Raw genomic sequence first — 20,093 nt, 5'->3', positions numbered from 1 at the left:
CGGTAGCACTTGAACAACATTCAAACCGTAGGCGAGCCCACCGGTTGACGCAAGGACCTAGCGATGCACTAGGTGGTTCAGCAGACTCCCGATCAGCAACACGATCGTTGTGGCGGCGAGCGTGAGTCCGAGGCTCGCCAGCGCCCTCGCGGAGACCGGGGCATTGGTGCGCATGAGCCGCAGATTGCCGATCGCGGCCAGCAGTCCGATGACCGCAGGGATGAATCCGCCGAGCGTCACCAGCGCGATCGGGAGGAAGCACCAGATGGCGACAGCGACCGGCAGTCGGGGCGCGTACGCATAGGTCTGACCGTTGACGACGAGGTTAGGGATATCGAAGCCGAGCAGGACGCGTTGGAACCGGGCGGGCGTGGTGTCGCCGTTGACGAGGCGTACGCGGAACTCGCGCCCTTCGCGCTCCAGCGGCACGCCGCCCTGAATCAGGTGCTGGCGCCAGAACCCGGGTTTCAGAGCGAGCGACTCGGCGACGTCGGGTACAGGGTAGGGATAGATCGCCACGGGCCGACCCTCTCACGAGAGTGGTCGACCCGGCGCCGACGTCAGGTCGAAGACCCATACCCCACCAACCACGCGGCCCTTGCCGGGGAACGCGCGCCGCATGATCTGCAGCCAGTCATGGGCTGACGGATCGACCAGGACAGTGGTGACCCCGACCCGCGTCAGGTACGGCGGAAGCGCTCTCGCCCAGTCGAATCCATGCGGCAGGCTGTACAGAGCTGCTGCCGTCGGATCGCGATACTGGGGAGGGAACGTCGCTCCGCAGCAGGGGCCTGTGGGCATCCGGAACGCGAAATTGGTGTCCGTCTCCCAGATCAGCCCCGGCCCGTACTGTCCGGGGGGCAGAACGAGGATGCTCTCGCCACCGTGCTCCCGCGCCAGTTGGCCGCTGGAGACGTAGGCGGCTGGACGCGTGTCGACCGGCACCCCGAGTCCGCCGAACGAGGGGTACAGGAGTACGAACGTACCGACGCTGAGGCCGAGTACCCAGGCCCGGCGGATCCTGCCGCTGGACCAGGCGTACGCGACAAGGAGCACCGCGCCCATGAACACGTAGGCCGAGAATCGTCCGGGGAGGGCGAAACGCGTGACCGGAAGGGCTGCCAGGATGATGCCGGGCCAGACGAGGACCCGGTGGCCGGCAATGGTCAGGGATGGTCCGAAACTGAGGATGACCGCGGTCCCGATGAAGATCAGAATGCCCCTGGCCACGCGATGACCACGCGCGCACACGACCGCGATCACGACCAACGCCAGCAACGTGACCGGCAGGTACGCCGTGTTCTCGGCTTGGTTGCCGATCCAGAGGCGACTGATGGATGCGACGTAGGAACTCCCGGGTGCAGCACCGGCTGGCAGGACGAGGTTGGTCAGGTCCGAGGAGAACGCTCCCGGACCGTTGAGTCCTTCGGACGGCAGGCCAGTGGTCAGTGCTGCCCAGATCGCCGGGCTCGCGAGGAGCAGGCCCACGAGGACTCCGAGGGCCAGCGGCAGGAGGCACGCGCGGAGCGCAACCCTGTCGGCATCTGAACTGAGTAGGTGCGCGATCAGTAGTGCGATCGCGCCGAACAATGATCCCGTCACGAAGAGTTCGGTCGACGCGCCGATCGTGAAGGCGACCGCGACGGCGGTGCCGAGGACGTACCAGCGCCTGCTCACGGTTCCCTTGAAGAGGCGCACCGTGAGGTACGCGACGAAGGGCAAGCCGCCGATCCAGACCAGATTCAAGTGGCCGAGTCCATGCTCCGCCTCGTACGGCGACACCACCATGAGTGCGCCGACCAGCAACGCGGCGACTGCGTTGGAGAACATTTCGCGGGCCAGGAGGTACATCGCAGCCGCCGAACTTGCGATCCCCAGGAGGAGTGCGGTGTTGTACGCCGCGGTGCTGCCGATCAGCAGCGTCACCGGTGCGACGAGTATGGACACGCTCGGGATCGATGCCACGGTGGCCAGATGGAGTCCGTCGGGCGCGAAGACGGAATGCGTGAAGAACGGGTTCTGGAAATGCGCGAGCGCATGCACGTTCCAGCCGAGGAAGTACTGAAACTCCGTCGAGTCTCCCGGCGTGCCCAGGCGGAGACTGTTGAAGGCCGAGAGGGCCGGGCCGGCGTACACGGCGACGGTCAGCAGGGCCAGTAGAGCCATGCAGCCGGGGTTCACCCATCGGCCCTGTATCCGGCGGGCAGGTGCTGAGCGCGACGCGCGAAGCCTCACGGCCTCGGACAGGCCCACTCAGTCCTCCGGGTCGTCGAGCCGGGCGAGCCAGGTCGCGAAGCGCTCGATCGCCGTCTCGAAGTCCGGGTAGGAGTCGACGAACGCCTGCAACTGCTCGGCCAGCCAGGCGAGGCTGACCTCCTCGTCGCCCCGGCGGTTGATCAACTCTTCGATGCCACGGTCGGTGAAGTACATGGGTTCTCCTTGCGGAAAGGGCCCCCTCGTACGCGCCTGAGGCAGCGCAGCGAGAGGGCCCTTTGCGACTAGATCAGCTGAAGGCTTTGTCCAGCAGTTCCTTGGCCTCGGCCTGGTGACGCTTGAGCGTGCCGACCGCCGTGGTCGACGACGACGGGCGCGTCACCGGCTCGACCGGGCGACCGAGCTGCGGCACCACATTGAGGTAGTACGACGGCCACGGGCCCTGGTTGTACGGCTCGTCCTGGACCCACTTGACGGTCGCGTTCGGGTACTTCGCGAGCTCGGCCTTGAGCTCCTCGACTGGCCACGGGTAGAGCTGCTCGACGCGGACGATCGCCACGTCGTCGCGCTCGCGCTTCTGGCGGTCCACAACGAGGTCCCAAGTCAGACGACCCGACACCAGCAGGACCGTCTTGACTGCAGCAGCGTTGACGGTGTCGTCGCCGATCACCGGTCGGAACGTGCCCGAGGTGAAGTCGGCCGGCTGCGAGGCCGCTTCCTTGCGCTTGAGCATCGACTTCGGCGTGAAGACGATCAGCGGACGGTGCTTGCCGCCGAGTGCGTGCTGGCGCAGCAAGTGGAAGTATGAAGCCGGGGTGGACGGCTGAGCCACCACCATGGCCTCATCGGCGCACAGCGTCAGGAACCGCTCGATGCGGGCCGAGGAGTGGTCGGCACCCTGACCCTCATAGCCGTGCGGCAGCAGGAGGACGACACCCGAGTCCTGGCCCCACTTCGTCTTGCCTGCGGAGACGTACTCGTCGATGACGCTCTGAGCGCCGTTGACGAAGTCGCCGAACTGGGCCTCCCAGAGGACCAGCGCGTCGGGTCGGGCGACCGAGTAGCCGTACTCGAAGCCGAGCGCGGCGTACTCGCTGAGCAGTGAGTCGTAGACGAAGAACTTCGCCTGGTCCTCGCTGAGTTGGGTGAGCGGGGTCCACTCGTTCGCGTTGACCCTGTCGATCATGGTCGCGAACCGGGACACGAACGTGCCGCGACGCGAGTCCTGGCCCGCAAGGCGGACCGGGCGGCCCTCCATCAGCAACGAGCCCAGCGCGAGGATCTCGCCGGTGCCCCAGTCGATGCCGCCGTCGGTGATCGAGGTGGCGCGACGCTGCAACTGCGGCATGACCTTCGGGTGGACGGTGAAGCCCTCCGGCGGGGAGACGTACGCGTCGGCGATCCGCTTGAGGACCTCCGCAGTGACCGCCGTGGTCGCGGCGTAGTCGCGCTTCTCCGGGTAGTCGGGGACGGTCGTCCACTGGTCCGGCTTCGCGTCGGCGTCGCGTACCGCCGTGAACACCGACTCGAGGCGACGCTGGTAGTCGGCGAGGGCCTCCTCGGCCTCGGCCAAGGTGATGTCACCACGACCGATCAGCGCCTCGGTGTAGAGCTTGCGGACCGAACGCTTCTGCTCGATCAGGTCATACATCAGCGGCTGGGTGTACGACGGGTCGTCACCCTCGTTGTGACCGCGGCGGCGGTAGCAGATGATGTCGATGACGACGTCCTTGTGGAACGCCTGACGGAAGTCGAACGCGAGGCGAGCAGCGCGTACGCACGCCTCCGGGTCGTCACCGTTCACGTGGAAGATCGGTGCCTGCGTCGTACGGGCCACGTCGGTGGCGTACGTCGAGGTGCGCGAGTTCGCCGGGGCGGTGGTGAAGCCGACCTGGTTGTTGACGATCACGTGGATGGTGCCGCCGGTGCGGTAGCCGCGCAGACCAGCCAGCTGCAGGGTCTCCATGACGACGCCCTGACCGGCGAACGCTGCATCACCGTGGAGCAGGACCGGCAGCACCGGGTACTCCTGGCCCTTGTCCAGAACGTCCTGCTTGGCGCGGGCGATGCCCTCCAGGACCGGGTCGACGGTCTCCAGGTGTGACGGGTTCGCGGCGACCGAGACCTTGATCTCCTCGCCGGTTCCGGCCTTGAAGACGCCTTCGGCGCCGAGGTGATACTTGACGTCGCCGGAGCCCTGGACGGTCCGCGGGTCGATGTTGCCCTCGAACTCGCGGAAGATCTGCGCGTACGACTTGCCGATGATGTTGGCGAGCACGTTCAGGCGGCCGCGGTGAGCCATGCCGATCGCGACCTCGTCCAGACCGGCCTGCGCGGCCGCCTCGGCGATCTCGTCGACGACCGGGATGGTGGTCTCGCCGCCCTCGAGGGAGAAGCGCTTCTGGCCGACGAACTTGGTCTGCAGGAAGGTCTCGAAGGCCTCGGCCTCGTTGAGCTTCGACAGGATCCGCAGTTGCTCATCGCGCGGGACCGCGGCGAACGGCTGCTCGATCCGCTCCTGCAGCCAAGCGCGCTCGGCCGGGTCCTGGATGTGCATGTACTCGATGCCGGTGGTGCGGCAGTACGAGTTGCGCAGGATGCCGAGGATGTCGCGCAGCTTCATGAAAGGACGGTCGGCGCGACCGAACGAACCCGTCGGGAACTCGCGCTCCAGGTCCCACAGGGTCAGGCCGTGCGTCTCCACCTCGAGGTCCGGGTGGGTGCGCTGCACGTACTCGAGCGGGTCCGTGTCGGCCATCAGGTGACCGCGTACCCGGAAGGCGTGGATCAACTCGAGGATCCGGGCCTGCTTGCCGATCTGGTCGTCGTGGGAGGTCGAGACGTCCTGCGCCCACTGGATCGGCTTGTACGGGATCCGCAGCGACCGGAAGATGTCGTCGTAGAAGCCGTCCTTGCCGAGCAGCAGCTCGTGAACGCGCTTGAGGAACTCGCCAGAGCCAGCGCCCTGGATGACGCGGTGGTCGTACGTCGAGGTCAGGGTCATGACCTTGCTGACGCCGTTGCGGGCGATGACGTCGGCGCTGGCGCCCTGCCACTCGGCCGGGTATTCCATCGAGCCGACACCGACGATGCAGCCCTGGCCCTTCATCAGGCGCGGGACTGAGTGCACGGTGCCGATGCCGCCGGGGTTCGTCAACGAGATCGAGATGCCCTGGAAGTCCGCGACCGTGAGCTTGTTGTCACGGGCGCGCTTGACGATGTCCTCGTAGCCGGACCAGAAGGCGGCGAAGTCCATCGACTCGGCACCCTTGACGCCGGCCACGACGAGGGCGCGGCTGCCATCGGGCTTCGGCAGGTCGATCGCGAGACCGAAGTTGATGTGGGCTGGCGTGATCAGGTTCGGCTTGCCGTCGACGACCTCGAAGCCCACGTTCATGCTCGGCATCGCCTTGACCGCCTGGACGATCGCGTAGCCGATGATGTGGGTGAAACTGACCTTGCCGCCTCGAGCGCGCGCGAGGTGGTTGTTGATGACCGTGCGGTTGTCCCACAGCAGCTTGACCGGGACCGTACGCACCGAGGTGGCGGTCGGGACGGTCAGCGACTCGTCCATGTTGAGCGCCGTACGCGCCGGTGCGCCCTTGAGGACCGTGTAGGTCGGCGCGTCGTCAGCGGCGGACGGAGCAGGCTTCGGAACGTCGCGGGCGATCGGGCCGCCGGCGGTGTTGAGCGAGGTCGTGGGGGCCGCGGCGGGGGCAGGCGCCATCGGCGCAGGTGCGACGCTGGCCGCCGGGGCCGAGGCGATGGGGACGGCCGGGGCGACCGGAGCGGGGCTGGCCGGCGAACCGTTCTTCTGGAAATACGCGACCCAGGCGGAGTCCACGCTCGAGGGGTTCTTGCTGTACTGGTTGTACATCTCCTCGACGAGCCATTCGTTGGCTCCGAAGTCTGCGGGGATGCCGGGAGTGGTGTCTTGTGACACGGCTTCTATTCGCCTCTTCCGATTGCCTCTGGCAGGGATGTCCCGCCGACGGTCCAGATTAGTCACCCGCCAGGGATTTTGGGCAGCGACCCGCGATTCACACCGGAGCGTGAGATACACGGTTACGCCCATGTTTCCTCAGGTCTGACCGGCGACAATGTGCCCATGTCCGTCGCGATGCTCCTGATTGCCATCGCCACGGCTGTGCTCGCCTGCATGATCCTGGCGGAGCGGCTCGACGTCCCGGCCCCGTTCGTCCTGATCGTCGTCGGGGTTGCCGGGTCGTACGCGCTTCCACCGATCCATCTCTCCGCGCATGTGGTGCTCCTCGGGCTGTTGCCGCCGCTGTTGTACGCCGCGGCGTTCCAGACATCGCTGGTCGACTTCGCAGCCAACAAGCGCCCGATCCTCTTCCTCTCGGTCGGGTTGGTGGCCTTCACCGCGGCCGGGGTCGCGGTGGTGACCCACGCCCTGGTCGCCGGGCTGTCCTGGCCGCTTGCGTTCGCCATCGGAGCCGTGGTGGCACCGCCAGATGCCATTGCGGCCACCGCCGTCGGGCGCCGGATCGGTCTGCCGCGACGGATCACCACGATCCTGGAGGGGGAGTCGCTCCTCAACGACGCCACGGCGCTCGTGCTCGTACGCACGGCCCTCGGTGTGGCCGCCGGCGAGGCAGTCAGCGCCTGGCGGGTCGGGCTGGACTTCGTACTCGCCGCCGGCGGGGGAGCTGTCGTCGGTTTCCTCGCGTTCGTCATCGTCTCGCGTATCCGCCGCCTGGTTCGTGACTACGTCACCGATGCGGCGGTGTCACTGATCATCCCGTTCGCGGCCTACCTGGGTGCAGAGCAGATCCATGCCTCGGGGGTCATCGCCGTCGTGGTCGTGGGTCTGCTGCTCGGGCACCTGGCCCCGCGGCTGCAGACGGCGCAGGCCCGGATCGCCGACCGACTCAACTGGCGCACGATCGCGCACGTCCTCGAGAACGTCGTCTTCCTGCTCATCGGACTGCAGGCCCGGACGATCCTCGACGAGGCGCACTCCTCAAAGATGTCGGACTCCGCCATCGCGATCGTCTGCCTGGCGACGCTGGCGACGGTCATCATCCTGCGTCTGATCTGGGTCGTGGTGGTGCGGTACGCGATCTCGCGACCCGGCATCGATCCGAGCACCGGGCGCAAGCCGCCCTGGACCTCGACGTTCGTCCTCGCGTGGGCAGGTATGCGCGGCGTGGTCACACTGGCGGCCGCCTTCCTGTTGCCGCCGATCGAGGACGGTGATCCGCTCCGCGCCGTCCTCGTCACGATCGCCTTCGCCGTCGTGGCCGGGACGCTCCTTCTCCAGGGTGCGACGTTGCCCTGGGTCGCGCGCCGGCTCAAGGTGCCCGCGCCCGACCCGGCCGCGGACGCCCTGGCTCGTGCCCGACTGCTGCAGAGGGCCGCCGACGCCGGCGAGGCGGCTCTGGATGCCGAGGAGTTCGACGATCGCTACGGCGTCCGGGCCGAACTCCTGGACGGCCTCGAGGCGCGTACGCGAGCCGCCTGGGCGCGACTCGGTGCTCCCCAGGAGACCGAATCGCCGCCGGAGACGATGAGTCGGCTGCGCCGTTCGATGATCCACGCGGAGCGACGGCAGGTGCTGGACGTACGCCGATCGGGACGCGTGCCTGCCCCGGTCGTCGCCGACGTCCTGGCCATGCTCGACGTCGAGGAGGCAGCGCTCGACACCTCAGACCGGGCCCGCGCGCGGATGGTGCAGGGCGCGACACGGGCCTCCTGTGTCGACCTCGAGCGGGTCGCACCTTTGCCGGACGCCAGCGCGGACGCGTGCGACGAGTGCGGTCCGCTCGGACATACCTGGGTGGCTCTCCGACGATGCCTCACCTGTGGTCATGTCGGCTGCAGTGACTCATCGGTCGGAGCACACGCGGCTGCCCATTTCCGAGCAACCGGGCATGTCGTCGCACAGTCGGCTGAGGCCGGTGAGCACTGGCGGTGGTGCTACCTCCACCGCATGAGTGACTGATTTCACAGATCGCGGGAGTAGTAGAGCTGCGGCTCGGTCTGGCCCTCGTCGTGGTGGCTGTATCCGTGGCGTTCGTAGAAGCGGCGGGCATCGGTGTCCTCGCCGTCGACGTTGATCTCCAGCCAGTCGCAGCCGCGGTCGCGGGCAGTTTGCTCGACCACCGCCAACAGGGCGCTGCCGAGCCCGCCGTTGCGTTGCCCGGGGACGACGTACAACTCGTCCAGCAGAGCCACCGCACCGTCGGCCCACACGTTCGTCCGGATCGTCACCAGGGCGACGCCGACCGCAGGATCCTCGGCGAGGACCGCGTACGTCGTGGGCGCCGCCAGCAGGTGCGTCAGCCGTACGGCCAGGACCGCCGGCCCCGGAGTCGGCGTGTCGAACTCGCGATTGAAGGCGTCCAGCAGCGCCGCGACCGTGGACGCGTCCTCGATGGCGGCGAGTCTGATCATCAGCTCAGCTGGGCGACCAACGAGTTGGTGGTGTGCTTGACGGTGATCGCCACGAACGGCTCGACCAGACGGCTCAGTGCTGCGCCAGCGATGCCGCTGCCCAGGTGGTACGAGAACTCGACGTCGATCTCGGTGCCACCGTCGGCGCTGGGGGCGAAGGTCCAGCGCGACTTGTTCTGGATGCCCTTGATCGACTCGATCGTGAAGATCTCGTTCTCGACGTACTCCGTGCACTCCACCGTGCTCTTGAGCGTCGCGCCCATGTGTACCTCAGTTTCGAACGTCGCGCCGAGGCCGCGGGTGAGCTCGGTCATCGGTTCGAACTTCTTGATCCCGTAGAACCACTGGGGCGTGTTCGAGGAGTCGGCGACATAGTCGAAGGTCGTGGTGACGTCCGTCGGCGCGTGGGCCGACAACGTGAACGAAGGCATGCGCAGAAGGCTAGCGGCGCCTTCGCCGCAGTCCGCCTCGGCACGCGGCCGTTGCGGACGCGCCACGGCTGTCGCGTGCGCTTGTAGGGTGATCGCGCGGGCGCGGTTCGGAGCGCAACGCCGGATGCCAGGAGGAACGATGTCGAGGTATGCAGACCGTCTGAAGGACAGCCTGCCGCCGGAGACCCGCCGTCGATTGGGTCGCATCAAGCGTGCGGTGCTGGACCAACCGGAGCTGGCAGACCGCATCCTGGAGAAGCCGGTCTTCAAGGTCGTCGAGAAGGTCGTCGCGGCACGCCCCACCGCCATCTCGGAACGGCCGGGCACGCTGCCTCGGGAGGAACGGACAGCGCTGCGCCAGACCGTGGCGCTCATGGATCGCCCTCGGGACAGCTCCATCCTTGAGATCGGACCGGCACACAATCCGACCTGCGCCAAGAAGGACGGGTTCAACACCAGGAACACGGACTACCTGGACCGTCAGGGTCTGGTCGAGAAATACAAGAACCACCCGTACGACCCGAACGACATTGAGGAGGTCGACTACGTCCTCGAGGCCGGCTCGGAAATGGCCGACCTCATCCCGGAGCGTTTCGACATCGTGCTCGCCTCGCACGTGATCGAGCATTCGCTGTCGCTCGTGCACTTCCTCAACGAGTGCGCGCGGCTGCTCGCGGCAGATGGTCGGATCGCGCTGGTCGTGCCCGACTGCCGTTTCACCTTCGACCGCTTCCGCGGGCGTACGACGCTGGCCCGCGTGATCGACACCGCCGCGAACGCCCCGACGTTCCACACGCCCGGCACGATGGCGGAGTTCACCCTCAACGCGGTCAAGCACCGCGGCACGACCTCGTGGGCGCCGGGTCACCGTGGCGACTACACCTGGGTCAACGGCATCGACCAGGTCAAGGCCAACCTCAAGCGCGCTGAGCAGCAGGCCGGATACATCGACATGCACAACTGGGTGTTCACGCCGCACCATCTGCGCCTGCTCGTGCACGACCTCGCCACGCTGGGGTACATCGACCTCTGGGAGGAGTCGTGGGCTCCGACCCAGGGCCATGAGTTCTTCCTCAACCTCAGCCCGACGGGCAAGGGCATCCAGATGTCACGCGAAGAGTTGGTGACGCTGGCCGACGAGGAGCTTCGTACGCTCGACGTCCCCACCTGGGAGACCGGAGCTCCGCCCGCCGGGAATTGAACGGCCGCCTCCGTGAGTTACTAGCGGCGTGCCTTCACTTTTTGAGCCGCTCACCGTCGGCCCCCTGACCTGGCCCCACCGCGTCGTGATGGCGCCGTTGACCCGGATGCGCGCGTCGCAGCCCGGTGATCTGGCCAACGACCTGATCCAGGAGTACTACCGGCAGCGGGCGACCGCGGGTCTGATCGTGTCCGAGGGCACCCAGATCTCCGAGCAGGGCCGCGGCTACATGGACACGCCCGGCATCCACAGTGACGACCAGGTCGCGGCCTGGCGCCGGGTGACCGACTCGGTGCATGCCGAGGGCGGCCGGATCGCAGCCCAGCTGTGGCACACCGGCAGGGTTTCGCACGAGTCATTCCACGATGGCGAGCTCCCGGTGAGCGCCTCGGCGCTGCCGTACCGGAACCGGACGACCGTACGCGGCGCCGACGGGCGACCGGTGCGGGTGGACTGCCCGGTCCCGCGCGCTCTCGAACTCGACGAGATCCCGGGCGTGGTGGACCAGTACCGCCGAGCCTCGGCGAACGCACGCAAAGCTGGGTTCGACTACGCCGAACTGCATGGCGCCCACGGCTACCTGCTGCACCAGTTCTCGGCGTCCGACAGCAACGTGCGTACGGATGCCTACGGCGGCTCGATCGAGAACCGCGCCCGCCTCACCCTGGAGGCGCTGGACGCCGCCATCGAGGCCTGGTCGCCCGATCGGATCGGCATCAGGATCTCGCCGATCGGCTCCTTCAACGGTGTCGAGGACCCGGATGGGGCTGAGATGGGACTCCATCTCGCGTCCGAGTTCGGCAAGCGGGGGATCGCGTTCCTGCACCTGTCGGAGCCCGATTGGGCCGGCGGCCCTCAGTTGACGGATGAGTACCGCGTACAGCTGCGCGCTGCGTTCCCCGGAGTCATCATCGGCGCGGGCGCGTACACGCCGGAGAAGGCGGAGCGGTTGCTCACGGCCGGTCTGATCGACGCGGCCGCCTTCGGTCGGGACTTCATCGCCAATCCCGATCTTCCGCGACGACTCGAGGAAGGTCTGGCCCTCAACGAGCACGATCCGTCGACCTTCTACGGAGGAGACCACCGCGGTTACACCGACTACCCGGCGTACACGGACTAGGTGCAACACCTACGCCCCACCGGTCGCCGTCCGTACTACGTAGATACGATCCATGCATGCATGAGCCCCAGGTCGAGACTCAGGACGCACCAGGCCCGGTACTGATCACCGGAGTCACCGGCCAGGACGGGATGCTGCTGGCCCGTGCCCTGGTCGACGAGGGGCGTACCGTCATCGGAACCGCACGGCCCGGTACGCCGGGGCTCGCCCGGATGGCTCCCTACCTCGAGGGTGTCGAGATCGTCAGCCACGATGTGGCCGATGTCGCCGGATTCGCCCATCTCCTGCACCGGCACCGCCCGGCGGAGGTCTACAACCTGGCTGCCTTCAGTGCGGTGCGTGCCAGCTGGGGGGACCCCGAGCGGGTCTTCTCGAGCAACGCCGCCGCCGTGGCCGGGATGCTGGAGGCGATGGTCCGCTTCCGCGACGTGACGGGGATCGAGGTGAGGCTGTTCCAGGCCTCGACCGCTGAGGTCTACGGAGACCGCACCGAAGGACGTCTGGACGAGTCGACGCCGCACCAGCCGCGTACTCCGTACGCCGCCGCGAAGAGCGCCGCGCACCAACTGGTGGTCTGCTACCGCGAGCACTACGGCCTGTTCGCCTGCAACGGCATCATGTTCAACCACGAGAGCCCGTTCCGCGGCCAGAAGTTCATCGCCGGCCGGATCGCCCGCGTTGCGGCGCTGGCTGCCCGCGGCGAGCACGAGACCGTCACCCTCGGCGACATGGACGTTCACCGTGACTGGGGAGCGGCAGTTGATTATGTACGCGCCGCCCGGCTGATGCTGGCCCACGACATCGCCGACGACTACGTGGTCGCGACTGGCACCACGCACACGGTTCGTGACCTGCTCAACGCTGCCTTCGCAGCCGTCGGACGGGACGACGCCCTGGACCACGTCCGGATGGACCACACCATGTGGAGCACCACCCAGGCCCGTTGGCTGCGTGGCGATCCCTCACGAGCGCAGCAGCGGCTGGGGTGGTCGACCACCACCAGTTTCGAGGAACTGGTCGCCCAGCTGGTCAACGTCGATCTGCAGCGACTGGAGTCGGGTGTCGAGGAGTCGTTGGCGTTCCTGGCCGACGCAGGCGCGCGATGACCCGCCTTCCTTCGCAGTTGCAGCCGCTCTGGCCAGTCGCCAAGCGCGCGCACCGGTTCGCGGCGCGTACGTCGGGCTCTGTGGCGCGGCGCACCCGCTCCGCGTACGGAGACCGCGCACTCCCTCTGCAGGGCACCAGGTTCTCCGCCGAGACGGCGGCTCTCGAGCCCGAAACCGTGACGCTGCACCCCGGGATCGGGGTGGGGGCCGAGCACATCAATCGCACGCTCCCGACGGGACTTCCCGCTGAGCACTGGGTCTTCGCCCGTCGCGCGCAGTACGAGGTTCCGGCTCCGTACTGTCTGGAGATCGCCGGTGGGATCACCACCGGGCCGGACGGCACGAACATCACGCCCGGCGGCGTGCTCGACTACGGGACCAGCGAATACTTCGGGTTGGCGGGGTGGAAGGAACACCCGGTCTACCTCCAGCGCCAATTGCCGGAGATCGAGGACTTCGACGGCACTGTGGTGTCGATCGCGGCCCGGGGCGGTGGGCGCAATTTCTACCACTTCCTGACCGATGTCCTGCCTCGTTTGGGCGTCTTCGAGGACGCGATGGCCGGAATGAAGGCGGACGCGATCTACGCGCCGGTCCACGCGGGCTGGCAGCGCACCCTGCTGGAGATGGCGGGACTCGGAGAGCTCAAGGTACTGCCCGCCTCCGGCGAGAGTGCGGTACGCGCCACCCGACTGATCGCGCCGAGCCTGACGAACACGAACGAGGTGGCACCGTCGGCGACCGTGGCGTGGCTGCGCAGCCGGCTCCCGGCGAAGGACCTGAACGACCGCCCGCGTCGGATCTATGTCACACGTGGCACGGCACCGCGTACTCGCCGCGTGGTGGAGGAGGAGCGACTGCTGCCGATGCTGGAGCAGCGTGGCTTCGTCTGCATCGCGCCGGAGAAGCTGTCCCCGCAGGAGCAGATCGACGTCTTCGCCGGCGCCGAGGTCATCGTCGGACCGCACGGGGCTGCGCTGACGAACCTCCTGTGGATCCAGCCCGGCACACGGGTGCTCGAGTTGTTCCACCCGGGGTACGTGAACGCCGCCTTCTGGTCGATCACCGAGGCGATCGGTGGCATCCGGTACGAGTACCTCATCGCCGACGGCGCCGAGCGGTTCGGTCCCACCTCGCCGATGAACAAGATCCAGGCCGATGTCGACCTGTCGGCGGAGCGCATCATTGCCGCCGTCGATCGCCTGCTGGCGGACTGACGTCAGAGGATGAAGGGGATGACCCAGGTCGTCCGCTTCTTGTATGCCGCCCACTCGGGGTAGCGGCTCATGCTGGCCTCCTTGGCCATCATGTTGGCGGTGAACAGTCCGAACCACACCCAGGCGAGCACCGCGAACGGGATCCACTGCCACACCAGCAGGGCGAAGCCGAGGTAGATCATCATCTCGCCGGTGTAGTTGGGGTGACGGACGTACCGGAACATGCCGTCGGTGATCAGGCCTCGCTGGACCCGCAGCGTGTAGTACTTCTGCGCATCGGCCGCGATCATGATCGCCATTCCGAGGGTGCTCAGCGTGATCGCGATGGCGAACCACGGCTTCTCATTGATGGGGTACGTCCCGCCGTGGCCGGAGATGAGCAGCCAACCGAACAACCAGTACCAGCCCAGCACGCCGATGATCGAGTCGATCGCGCCGACGATGGTGATCCGTTGCTGCCAGCCGGGATCGGGGAACGTCTTGTCCTTCAGGTACCAGACCAGTCCGTACGTGCCGTGCAGGCCGACGTAGATCCACGCCGCCGTGGTGTGCGCGGAACTGTGGTGGCGGTACAGCCACATCAGTCCCAGCAGGTACGGGAACATCAACGCCTTCTGGAAGTTGATGACCGTCGCGAACTTCATCAGCCGCGGCCCACCCGGCATCTCGTAGACCAGCTTCCCCAGAATGAACCCCTGGAAGAAGCGGGCGTACGCGGGGACGGGTCGGGCTTCGGTCATGCGCTGACTCTCTTCCCCTCGTGCGTTTGCTGGCAAGAGGTGCGGCGGACCCGGCCACAATGAGGTCGTGGAGATCGAACGCGCAGACGGTTTCGTGATGTCGGATGACCGGACACGGCTGGATCTGGACCGGATCGTCGCCTGGCTCGGTGAGTCCTACTGGGCGCCCACCCGGAGTCGGGAGACCATCGAGCGATCAATCGAGCACTCGGTGGCCTACGGCGTGTACGACTCCGAGGGCGTCCAGGTCGCGTTCTACCGGGCCGTGACCGACTTCGCGACGTTCGGCTGGATCTGTGACGTCTGGGTCGGCCCGCATGTACGCGGTCGGGGGATCGGTGTCTGGATGATCGAGGAGGGCGTACGGGCGCTCGCCGCGGCCGGCGTACCGAGACTGGCTCTCGCCACCCTCGACGCCCACGGCGTCTACCTGAAGGCCGGCTTTGCTCCGCTCGCCCACCCTGAGCGGTGGATGGACATCGATCGCCGCGACGTCATTCCCTGACAGAGACCAGGCTGGGGTCTACAGATCCCAGCCGTACGCGCTGGTCGGCACGAGGTCGAGGTCCCGGTCGGCGCCGAACGCGGCAACGCTCGTCATCAGTTCGCCGATCCGGCGGCCGAGCTCGGCGTCATCGCCGCGGCTTCCGTAGAACTGATGCGGATCGGCCATCGCCTCCATCGGGAAGTGTTCCTCGACGATGGCGGACAGCACCGGCGCGCCCGGGGTGAGCGACTCCTCGACGATGTTCTGGACGTACGCCGAGGTGTTCTGGGTGCGGATGGCGATCGCGGTGTGCGTCCCCATCCAGCACGCCCGGTACTCGTCCTGGGACATCGTCGCCGGGCGCCGGAGGAGCGCGACCTGCGCCAGCACCGGATGCCGGACCCCGTCGTCGACCGCTGCCAGATCGAGGCGGACTCGTTCACTGACGCGGTACGCATGCAGGTTCGGATCGCTCGTCGCGCTCGTGACCACACGCACGGCGTCCTCGGCCGTTCCGGTCGTCCAGATCGAGACGACGGCGGCGATCGGCTCCCCGGGACCGAATCTCAGCGCGGGGGCGACGGCGGCATCATCGATGTTCACCTGCAGTCGGGAGACGCCGACGCGGTGGAGTTGTTGTCGGAAGTCCGGGCTGAAGAGCCCGTCCGCGCGCTCAGCGCCGTGCAGCGCGAACATCACCTTGGTCAGCATGAAACCCCCACCGAATAAGAACACGTTCTCGTACGGCATGGTGTCACACCCGGTGTGAGCGGAGATCCACTCATTCTGTGCCCCCGGCAGGATTCAAATTAGTTGTGTACGGGCCTGTCCCCGACAGGATTCTGACGTACTCCGACCTGCGGAGATATCTCGCTCGAGGTGCCACACCACAGGCGCGACGTGTCGCGCTTGGCGACCCGGCGCCGACGTCTTTTGTGATTCGGTTAGCGGGAATCCATCGAGGTGGCCCCGGTGGCTCGTCCCGTCTCGCCGTCCCGCTTTGTGGCCTTCAAGCGAACGAGGTAGTCGTCGCCGGCGGGCGTCAGCGCCCAGTACACGGCTCGATCGGAGACCGTGCGCTTCTTCTGTCCGGCCTGGAGGATGCCAAGGGCGCGGAGCTGGACGAGGACGTGTCCCCACGCGTCGCCGGTCGGGTCCACGCTGAGCCCCGATACGTCGTTCCAATCACCCTCCGGCCTGTCGAGAAGGACTTGCTTGGCCTCTCTGCCAAGCAGCGCTTGGAGTGTGGGCTCCGATGCTTCGTCGAGCATGTGGGGGCCGAGCAGGTTAAGGATCTCGTCCCAGGTGAACGTAAGCTCAACGCGCTCGGTCTTGTACTCGTAGTACTCGTGGAACTTTGCCTCGAAGGCGAGCGTGACGTTGTCCGGCCCGTGCGCGAAGGATGTATCGAGTTCGGTTCGGCCGCGCTTTGTGGCGGCTTCGGTCTGCTCCTTCTCGGCGACGGCGAGGGCGGCACGCAATTCCGCGATCTCCGCGCGGACGGCGTCGGTCATCGCGTGGTCGCCACGGACCCAGCCTGGCCGGTCGTATTGCTTGATGGCCCGAACTAGCCCCCGAGAGACCACCGAGGCAAGTTCGTCGGCTGACCGGTAGTCCTTAACCATCCGCTTCATCACCTTGCTGCGGAACGCGTCGAGCTTCTCGCGAGCTTCGGGGTCGAGTTCCGTCCGGTTCGCTGGGATCTCGCCTGGATCGCCGTGGACGAAGCCAAGCACGGGGAGACCGATTTCTACGGCGTAGTCGTATTCCTTCTCGGTGTAGCTCAGACCTTCAGACGTCACGGACCCGTAGCGGCCGCCGACGATCACCAGGTAGAAGTCGCTGACGTCGATCACCTCGCGGATAAGCGTCCATTGGTCTTCGCTGGCCGCTGGGAACATCTCCATGCCTGCTGGAATGCAGTCGAGCTCCAGGAGCGCCTGGATGACCGCTCGCCGCTCTTCGACAAGATCGAGATAGGTCGAACTGACGAACACTTGGTAACGCCTTTCGGGCGATGGGGACGAGGTCACGGGACAAGAGGTTAGACAGTCCCGCGATGAGTTCGCGCTGGTACGCGGCTGTGTCCGTCAAGCGAATGGTTGTCAGTTCGAGTCCGGCGTCTGCCAGGCCGGCTCGTTCTTCGGCTTGGGCTGGACCTGCACTGAGATGGGCAGCATCTCCTGGCCGTCGATGACTGGGTGGATGGTGTCGAGCTTTGCCTTGAAGTCGTCCCAATCGGACGAGAGCCGCATCAGCGTGACCACCGAGCCGAGATGCTCACGCAGCTTTGGGTATCCGATGTTTTGGGTCAAGCGTTGGAAGAGTTTGTGCTTGGGGTTGCCAGAGCCGTCCTTGTCTTGAACGTTCTTGAGCTCTTCGAGAACGCCCGGGGCGATCCGCTTGTAAATGATGTCGTTAGTCAGATGCCCGAAATACTGCGGTCGTCGAGCACTCTCGACTGAGTAGGGAAGGTCACGGAGGCGGAACATTTCTCGGTAGAACTCCGGAGGAAATGTGGTGAGGTAGGGCTGGAGTTCGCGAGCAACGAACTCCTCGAGGATCTTTGCGAGCGCGTCCTTCGTCCGTACGTCCTGGTACCCGGTGGCTTCGTCGACGAGCGCGATGATTCCAACCCGCGCGAGACCCCGCATGAGCAACTCAGCTTGGATGGCGATCGGCCTCTGGTTCGTGGGCAGAACGCCGGCAGCTCGGGCTGCCAAGAACGCCTCGCAAACATCAGGCAGCGCTTCCGCGTTGTAGCCCACGGCACGGCGGCCGTTCACCTCGAACGGGATCGGCTTGCTTCGGGCGATCACCTCATCCGTGATGAAGGGACGAAGGGCCTGTCCTTGCATCATCGGCGGGATTGTGTCGTCGGTTCGACGGACGGTGCGGGCGCGGCCAAATGCGTGGAGGAAGCTGCTCTGCATGATGACCCGAGTGCCGTCCTCAAGTACGTAGCACTCGATGGCCGTGTCCCCGATCATCAGTGGGGTATCGGCGGATCCGCAGACCGCTTCAGGCACCGCCATCCAGCGACTCGCCGCAGCCTTCTTCGCGATCTCCGAGCGCTGCTCCCTAGTGAGAGCGGCGGCGCGGGCCTTTCCGCCCATCGACCCGGTCATATCGTCGTTGTCGTACGTCACGGTAACCCCTAAGCATCCACTCGATTCTGCTTGCCGAAACCCACTATACCTCGGCTAGTGCAAGCATACGGACGCCTGTGCTTGCACTACGGGCTCGTGTCGTACGCAGTGAAATCCCGTTCCGGCGTTCAAGTGCGGGGGTCGAAGACGAACCGACCGCATTGACCACGCCAGGCGGAAGTTCGGTCGGTACTGTGCGGTGGCGGTTTCCGGAAACCCTGGGCCTGCGACGGCACCAGATGCCCCGCCTAGTCGCGCCAGTCTGAATGTCGCACGTCCCCTAGACTGGACCGGCCATTGGAAGCCGCGAACTTGTGTGCGATTATCGCACATGTGGACAGGGTTTCGATTGGGAAACGTCTTGCAGAGGCCCGCGACGCGGCAGGCATGACGCAGGACAGCGTTGCGCGGGCCGTTGGCTTGGAGCGTACGGCGATCGTGCTTCTTGAGAAGGGGGATCGCAACCTCAAGGTTCCAGAACTCGTGCAGATCGCCCAAGTGCTCGGCCGGCCTCTGTCTTATTTCGTTGAGACGCCGGTTCCTGCGGCCGTGAGTCGCCGGTCGGCTCCGTCGCTCGCGCACGCTTCCACTCGCGTCCTTGATATTGAGATAGATCAGTTTGCGCTCGACGTACGGGCGCTCGTTCGATTGGGGCTACTCTCTGGAGCCGAGCGTGACGCGCGTGCCCGAGTTCCTCGCTCCCACCGGGCTGCTGAGGATGCGGCGACCTCCTTCCGGCGGCGGCTGGGACTGGATTCCCAAAGCCCGGTCCTCAATCTTGGTCGGGTTTGTGAGACCGCGGGGCTGTACACGTTTGCAGCGGCGCTCGGCGAGTCTGGGCCCGACGGTGCTTGTATCGAGGTGGCCGACGACTCCGGCACGGTGGGCGCCGCTGTCATCAACGGAGATGCCGGCTCAGGCCGCCGTAGGATGACGCTTGCTCACGAGCTCGGGCACTGGCTCTTTGGCGACGCGTACGACCACGGAGCCTCTCGCGACAGCGAGCGGATGATTAGTTCGTTCGCGGTTCATTTTCTGGCGCCGCGGGCTGGAGTGCAAAAGGTTTGGTCTGAAAATTCCAACTCGCCGATACGAGACCGCGCGCTCGCGGTTGGTGTTGAGTTCCAGCTCAGTTGGTCCGCCACCGTCGGGCAGTTGATGAATCTGGCGTTGATTAGCCATGCGCAGCATGACGATTTGAAACTTAGAGAACCTCGCGCGGGAGATTACTTGCGCCTCGGCTTGTCCTGGGTCGAGGAGTTGGAGGCGCCATATCTCTCACCGGGGTTCATGGCTGCCTGCTTGACCGGGTACACCGAGGAGAAGCTCACTGAGGCGCGAGTCCTTGGACTCCTGCGCGGCCGGTTGGATGCGTCGCAGTTGCCGCAGATTGAGGCGAGATCGCTAGAGGATCTGCGCCAAGCGTTCATGGGGCATGGCGGCTAGGAAGAGGCAGGTGCTGGACGCCGCCCAATGGGTAACTGACACAAGCGTCTACACCCACCTCTCACGCGCCGGCCACATCCAGATTCTTGAAAGCCTGGCACCCGGGGGCGTCTTGTTGGTTCCCGATGATGTTGATGTCGAGATTCGAGCCGCCCAGATACTCCACCAGAACGTCATCATGCCAGGTTCGAACTCGTGGACCAGGGTCGCGACTCTCTCGGAGCGTGAAGTGGAACTCCAACTGTCGGTCAAGGCGTCCTTGGGCGGTGGGCCGACCGAACATCTCGGAGAGTGTGCGGTCATTGCCTGCGCCCAGCACCGCGGTCTCGTTGCGTTGTTGGACGAGCGTCGTGCGATCGTGCAGGCAACTGCTCGCAACGTTCAGAGCCATGACACTCTCTGGCTCGTGGTCGAGGCGTACGCGACGATCTTCGACTACGACCGCACCCGCGCTGAGCAGGTCATCGACGACCTCATTGCAACTGGTATGTACTTGCCGATCGCATCGGGCCAGAGCCTCTTCGCGTGGGCCTATGAGCAGGGCTATCTACCGAGACCTTGACGG

General features: G+C 66.3%; 18 protein-coding genes. 8 read left to right on the top strand and 10 right to left on the bottom strand.

All coding sequences use genetic code 11. The features are described from left to right. Positions 1–57 precede the first annotated feature (57 nt). From KCTC_RS03345 to KCTC_RS03335, 4 genes are all read right to left on the bottom strand, one after another. A complete protein-coding gene (locus KCTC_RS03345; RefSeq protein ID WP_125566748.1) occupies positions 58–519 on the bottom strand; it encodes a hypothetical protein in 462 nt (153 codons plus the stop codon). 12 nt (positions 520–531) lie between these two features. Continuing rightward, entirely contained in the window at positions 532–2,166 is a 1,635-nt protein-coding gene (locus tag KCTC_RS03340) for a hypothetical protein (protein WP_125566745.1), read from the bottom strand. An 87-nt stretch (positions 2,167–2,253) separates the two neighbouring features. Further along, complete coding sequence (locus tag KCTC_RS14620) at positions 2,254–2,430, bottom strand: DUF6104 family protein (protein ID WP_164512456.1); 177 nt, start codon at positions 2,428–2,430, stop codon at positions 2,254–2,256. 73 nt (positions 2,431–2,503) lie between these two features. After that, positions 2,504–6,157 carry a multifunctional oxoglutarate decarboxylase/oxoglutarate dehydrogenase thiamine pyrophosphate-binding subunit/dihydrolipoyllysine-residue succinyltransferase subunit gene (locus KCTC_RS03335; protein WP_231998812.1) on the bottom strand — a complete coding sequence of 1,218 codons (3,654 nt, stop codon included), beginning with the start codon at positions 6,155–6,157 and terminating at the stop codon, positions 2,504–2,506. Positions 6,158–6,322: 165 nt separating this feature from the next. Here KCTC_RS03335 and KCTC_RS03330 point away from each other — a divergent pair, with 165 nt between their 5' ends. Further along, positions 6,323–8,179, top strand: a complete 1,857-nt coding sequence (locus KCTC_RS03330) for a cation:proton antiporter domain-containing protein (RefSeq protein ID WP_125566740.1) — start codon at positions 6,323–6,325, stop codon at positions 8,177–8,179. 2 nt (positions 8,180–8,181) lie between these two features. Here the strand turns inward: KCTC_RS03330 and KCTC_RS03325 are convergent, their stop codons facing one another. Both KCTC_RS03325 and KCTC_RS14615 read right to left on the bottom strand, forming a co-directional pair. Continuing rightward, the gene (locus tag KCTC_RS03325) at positions 8,182–8,631 is read right to left on the bottom strand and encodes a GNAT family N-acetyltransferase (RefSeq protein WP_125566738.1); all 450 of its coding nucleotides are present in this window, start codon (positions 8,629–8,631) and stop codon (positions 8,182–8,184) included. Beyond that, positions 8,631–9,062: an SRPBCC family protein gene (locus KCTC_RS14615; RefSeq protein ID WP_164512455.1), complete on the bottom strand. Its 432-nt coding sequence runs from the start codon at positions 9,060–9,062 to the stop codon at positions 8,631–8,633. Before KCTC_RS14615 ends, KCTC_RS03325 begins: the two co-directional genes overlap by 1 nt. A 139-nt stretch (positions 9,063–9,201) precedes the next feature. On the opposite strand from KCTC_RS14615, the gene KCTC_RS03315 reads away from it, so the two are divergent. Genes KCTC_RS03315 through KCTC_RS03300 form a run of 4 tightly spaced genes read left to right on the top strand, consistent with a single transcriptional unit; the run spans position 9,202 to position 13,706 of the window. After that, complete coding sequence (locus KCTC_RS03315; RefSeq protein ID WP_164512454.1) at positions 9,202–10,263, top strand: methyltransferase domain-containing protein; 1,062 nt, start codon at positions 9,202–9,204, stop codon at positions 10,261–10,263. 28 nt (positions 10,264–10,291) lie between these two features. After that, the gene (nemA, locus tag KCTC_RS03310; RefSeq protein WP_125566734.1) at positions 10,292–11,383 is read left to right on the top strand and encodes an N-ethylmaleimide reductase; all 1,092 of its coding nucleotides are present in this window, start codon (positions 10,292–10,294) and stop codon (positions 11,381–11,383) included. A gap of 56 nt (positions 11,384–11,439) precedes the next feature. After that, complete coding sequence (locus KCTC_RS03305) at positions 11,440–12,489, top strand: GDP-mannose 4,6-dehydratase (protein ID WP_125566732.1); 1,050 nt, start codon at positions 11,440–11,442, stop codon at positions 12,487–12,489. Continuing rightward, positions 12,486–13,706, top strand: a complete 1,221-nt coding sequence (locus tag KCTC_RS03300; protein ID WP_125566730.1) for a glycosyltransferase family 61 protein — start codon at positions 12,486–12,488, stop codon at positions 13,704–13,706. Before KCTC_RS03305 ends, KCTC_RS03300 begins: the two co-directional genes overlap by 4 nt. Before the next feature lie 2 nt (positions 13,707–13,708). Here the strand turns inward: KCTC_RS03300 and KCTC_RS03295 are convergent, their stop codons facing one another. Then, positions 13,709–14,446, bottom strand: a complete 738-nt coding sequence (locus KCTC_RS03295; RefSeq protein ID WP_125566728.1) for a methyltransferase family protein — start codon at positions 14,444–14,446, stop codon at positions 13,709–13,711. A 67-nt stretch (positions 14,447–14,513) separates the two neighbouring features. On the opposite strand from KCTC_RS03295, the gene KCTC_RS03290 reads away from it, so the two are divergent. After that, complete coding sequence (locus KCTC_RS03290; RefSeq protein WP_231998811.1) at positions 14,514–14,951, top strand: GNAT family N-acetyltransferase; 438 nt, start codon at positions 14,514–14,516, stop codon at positions 14,949–14,951. Between the two features lie 18 nt (positions 14,952–14,969). Here KCTC_RS03290 and KCTC_RS03285 read toward each other — a convergent pair whose 3' ends face one another. The 3 genes from KCTC_RS03285 to KCTC_RS03275 all read right to left on the bottom strand — a co-directional run bounded on the left by KCTC_RS03285 (position 14,970) and on the right by KCTC_RS03275 (position 18,082). Continuing rightward, the gene (locus KCTC_RS03285; protein WP_231998810.1) at positions 14,970–15,644 is read right to left on the bottom strand and encodes a hypothetical protein; all 675 of its coding nucleotides are present in this window, start codon (positions 15,642–15,644) and stop codon (positions 14,970–14,972) included. A gap of 233 nt (positions 15,645–15,877) precedes the next feature. Continuing rightward, entirely contained in the window at positions 15,878–16,930 is a 1,053-nt protein-coding gene (locus tag KCTC_RS03280) for a DUF4062 domain-containing protein (RefSeq protein ID WP_164512453.1), read from the bottom strand. 108 nt (positions 16,931–17,038) lie between these two features. After that, a complete protein-coding gene (locus tag KCTC_RS03275; protein ID WP_197715238.1) occupies positions 17,039–18,082 on the bottom strand; it encodes a P63C domain-containing protein in 1,044 nt (347 codons plus the stop codon). A 333-nt stretch (positions 18,083–18,415) separates the two neighbouring features. Here KCTC_RS03275 and KCTC_RS03270 point away from each other — a divergent pair, with 333 nt between their 5' ends. Together KCTC_RS03270 and KCTC_RS03265 are read left to right on the top strand one after the other, a co-directional pair. Continuing rightward, complete coding sequence (locus KCTC_RS03270) at positions 18,416–19,528, top strand: helix-turn-helix domain-containing protein (protein WP_269461440.1); 1,113 nt, start codon at positions 18,416–18,418, stop codon at positions 19,526–19,528. After that, entirely contained in the window at positions 19,518–20,090 is a 573-nt protein-coding gene (locus KCTC_RS03265) for a hypothetical protein (protein ID WP_125566721.1), read from the top strand. The genes KCTC_RS03270 and KCTC_RS03265 overlap by 11 nt, the downstream gene beginning before the upstream one ends. The last annotated feature ends 3 nt before the right edge of the window (positions 20,091–20,093 follow it).

The organism is Nocardioides baekrokdamisoli (assembly GCF_003945325.1).
In the GTDB taxonomy this organism is placed as follows: domain Bacteria; phylum Actinomycetota; class Actinomycetes; order Propionibacteriales; family Nocardioidaceae; genus Nocardioides; species Nocardioides baekrokdamisoli.
This window is presented reverse-complemented; position numbering and strand designations above follow the sequence as displayed.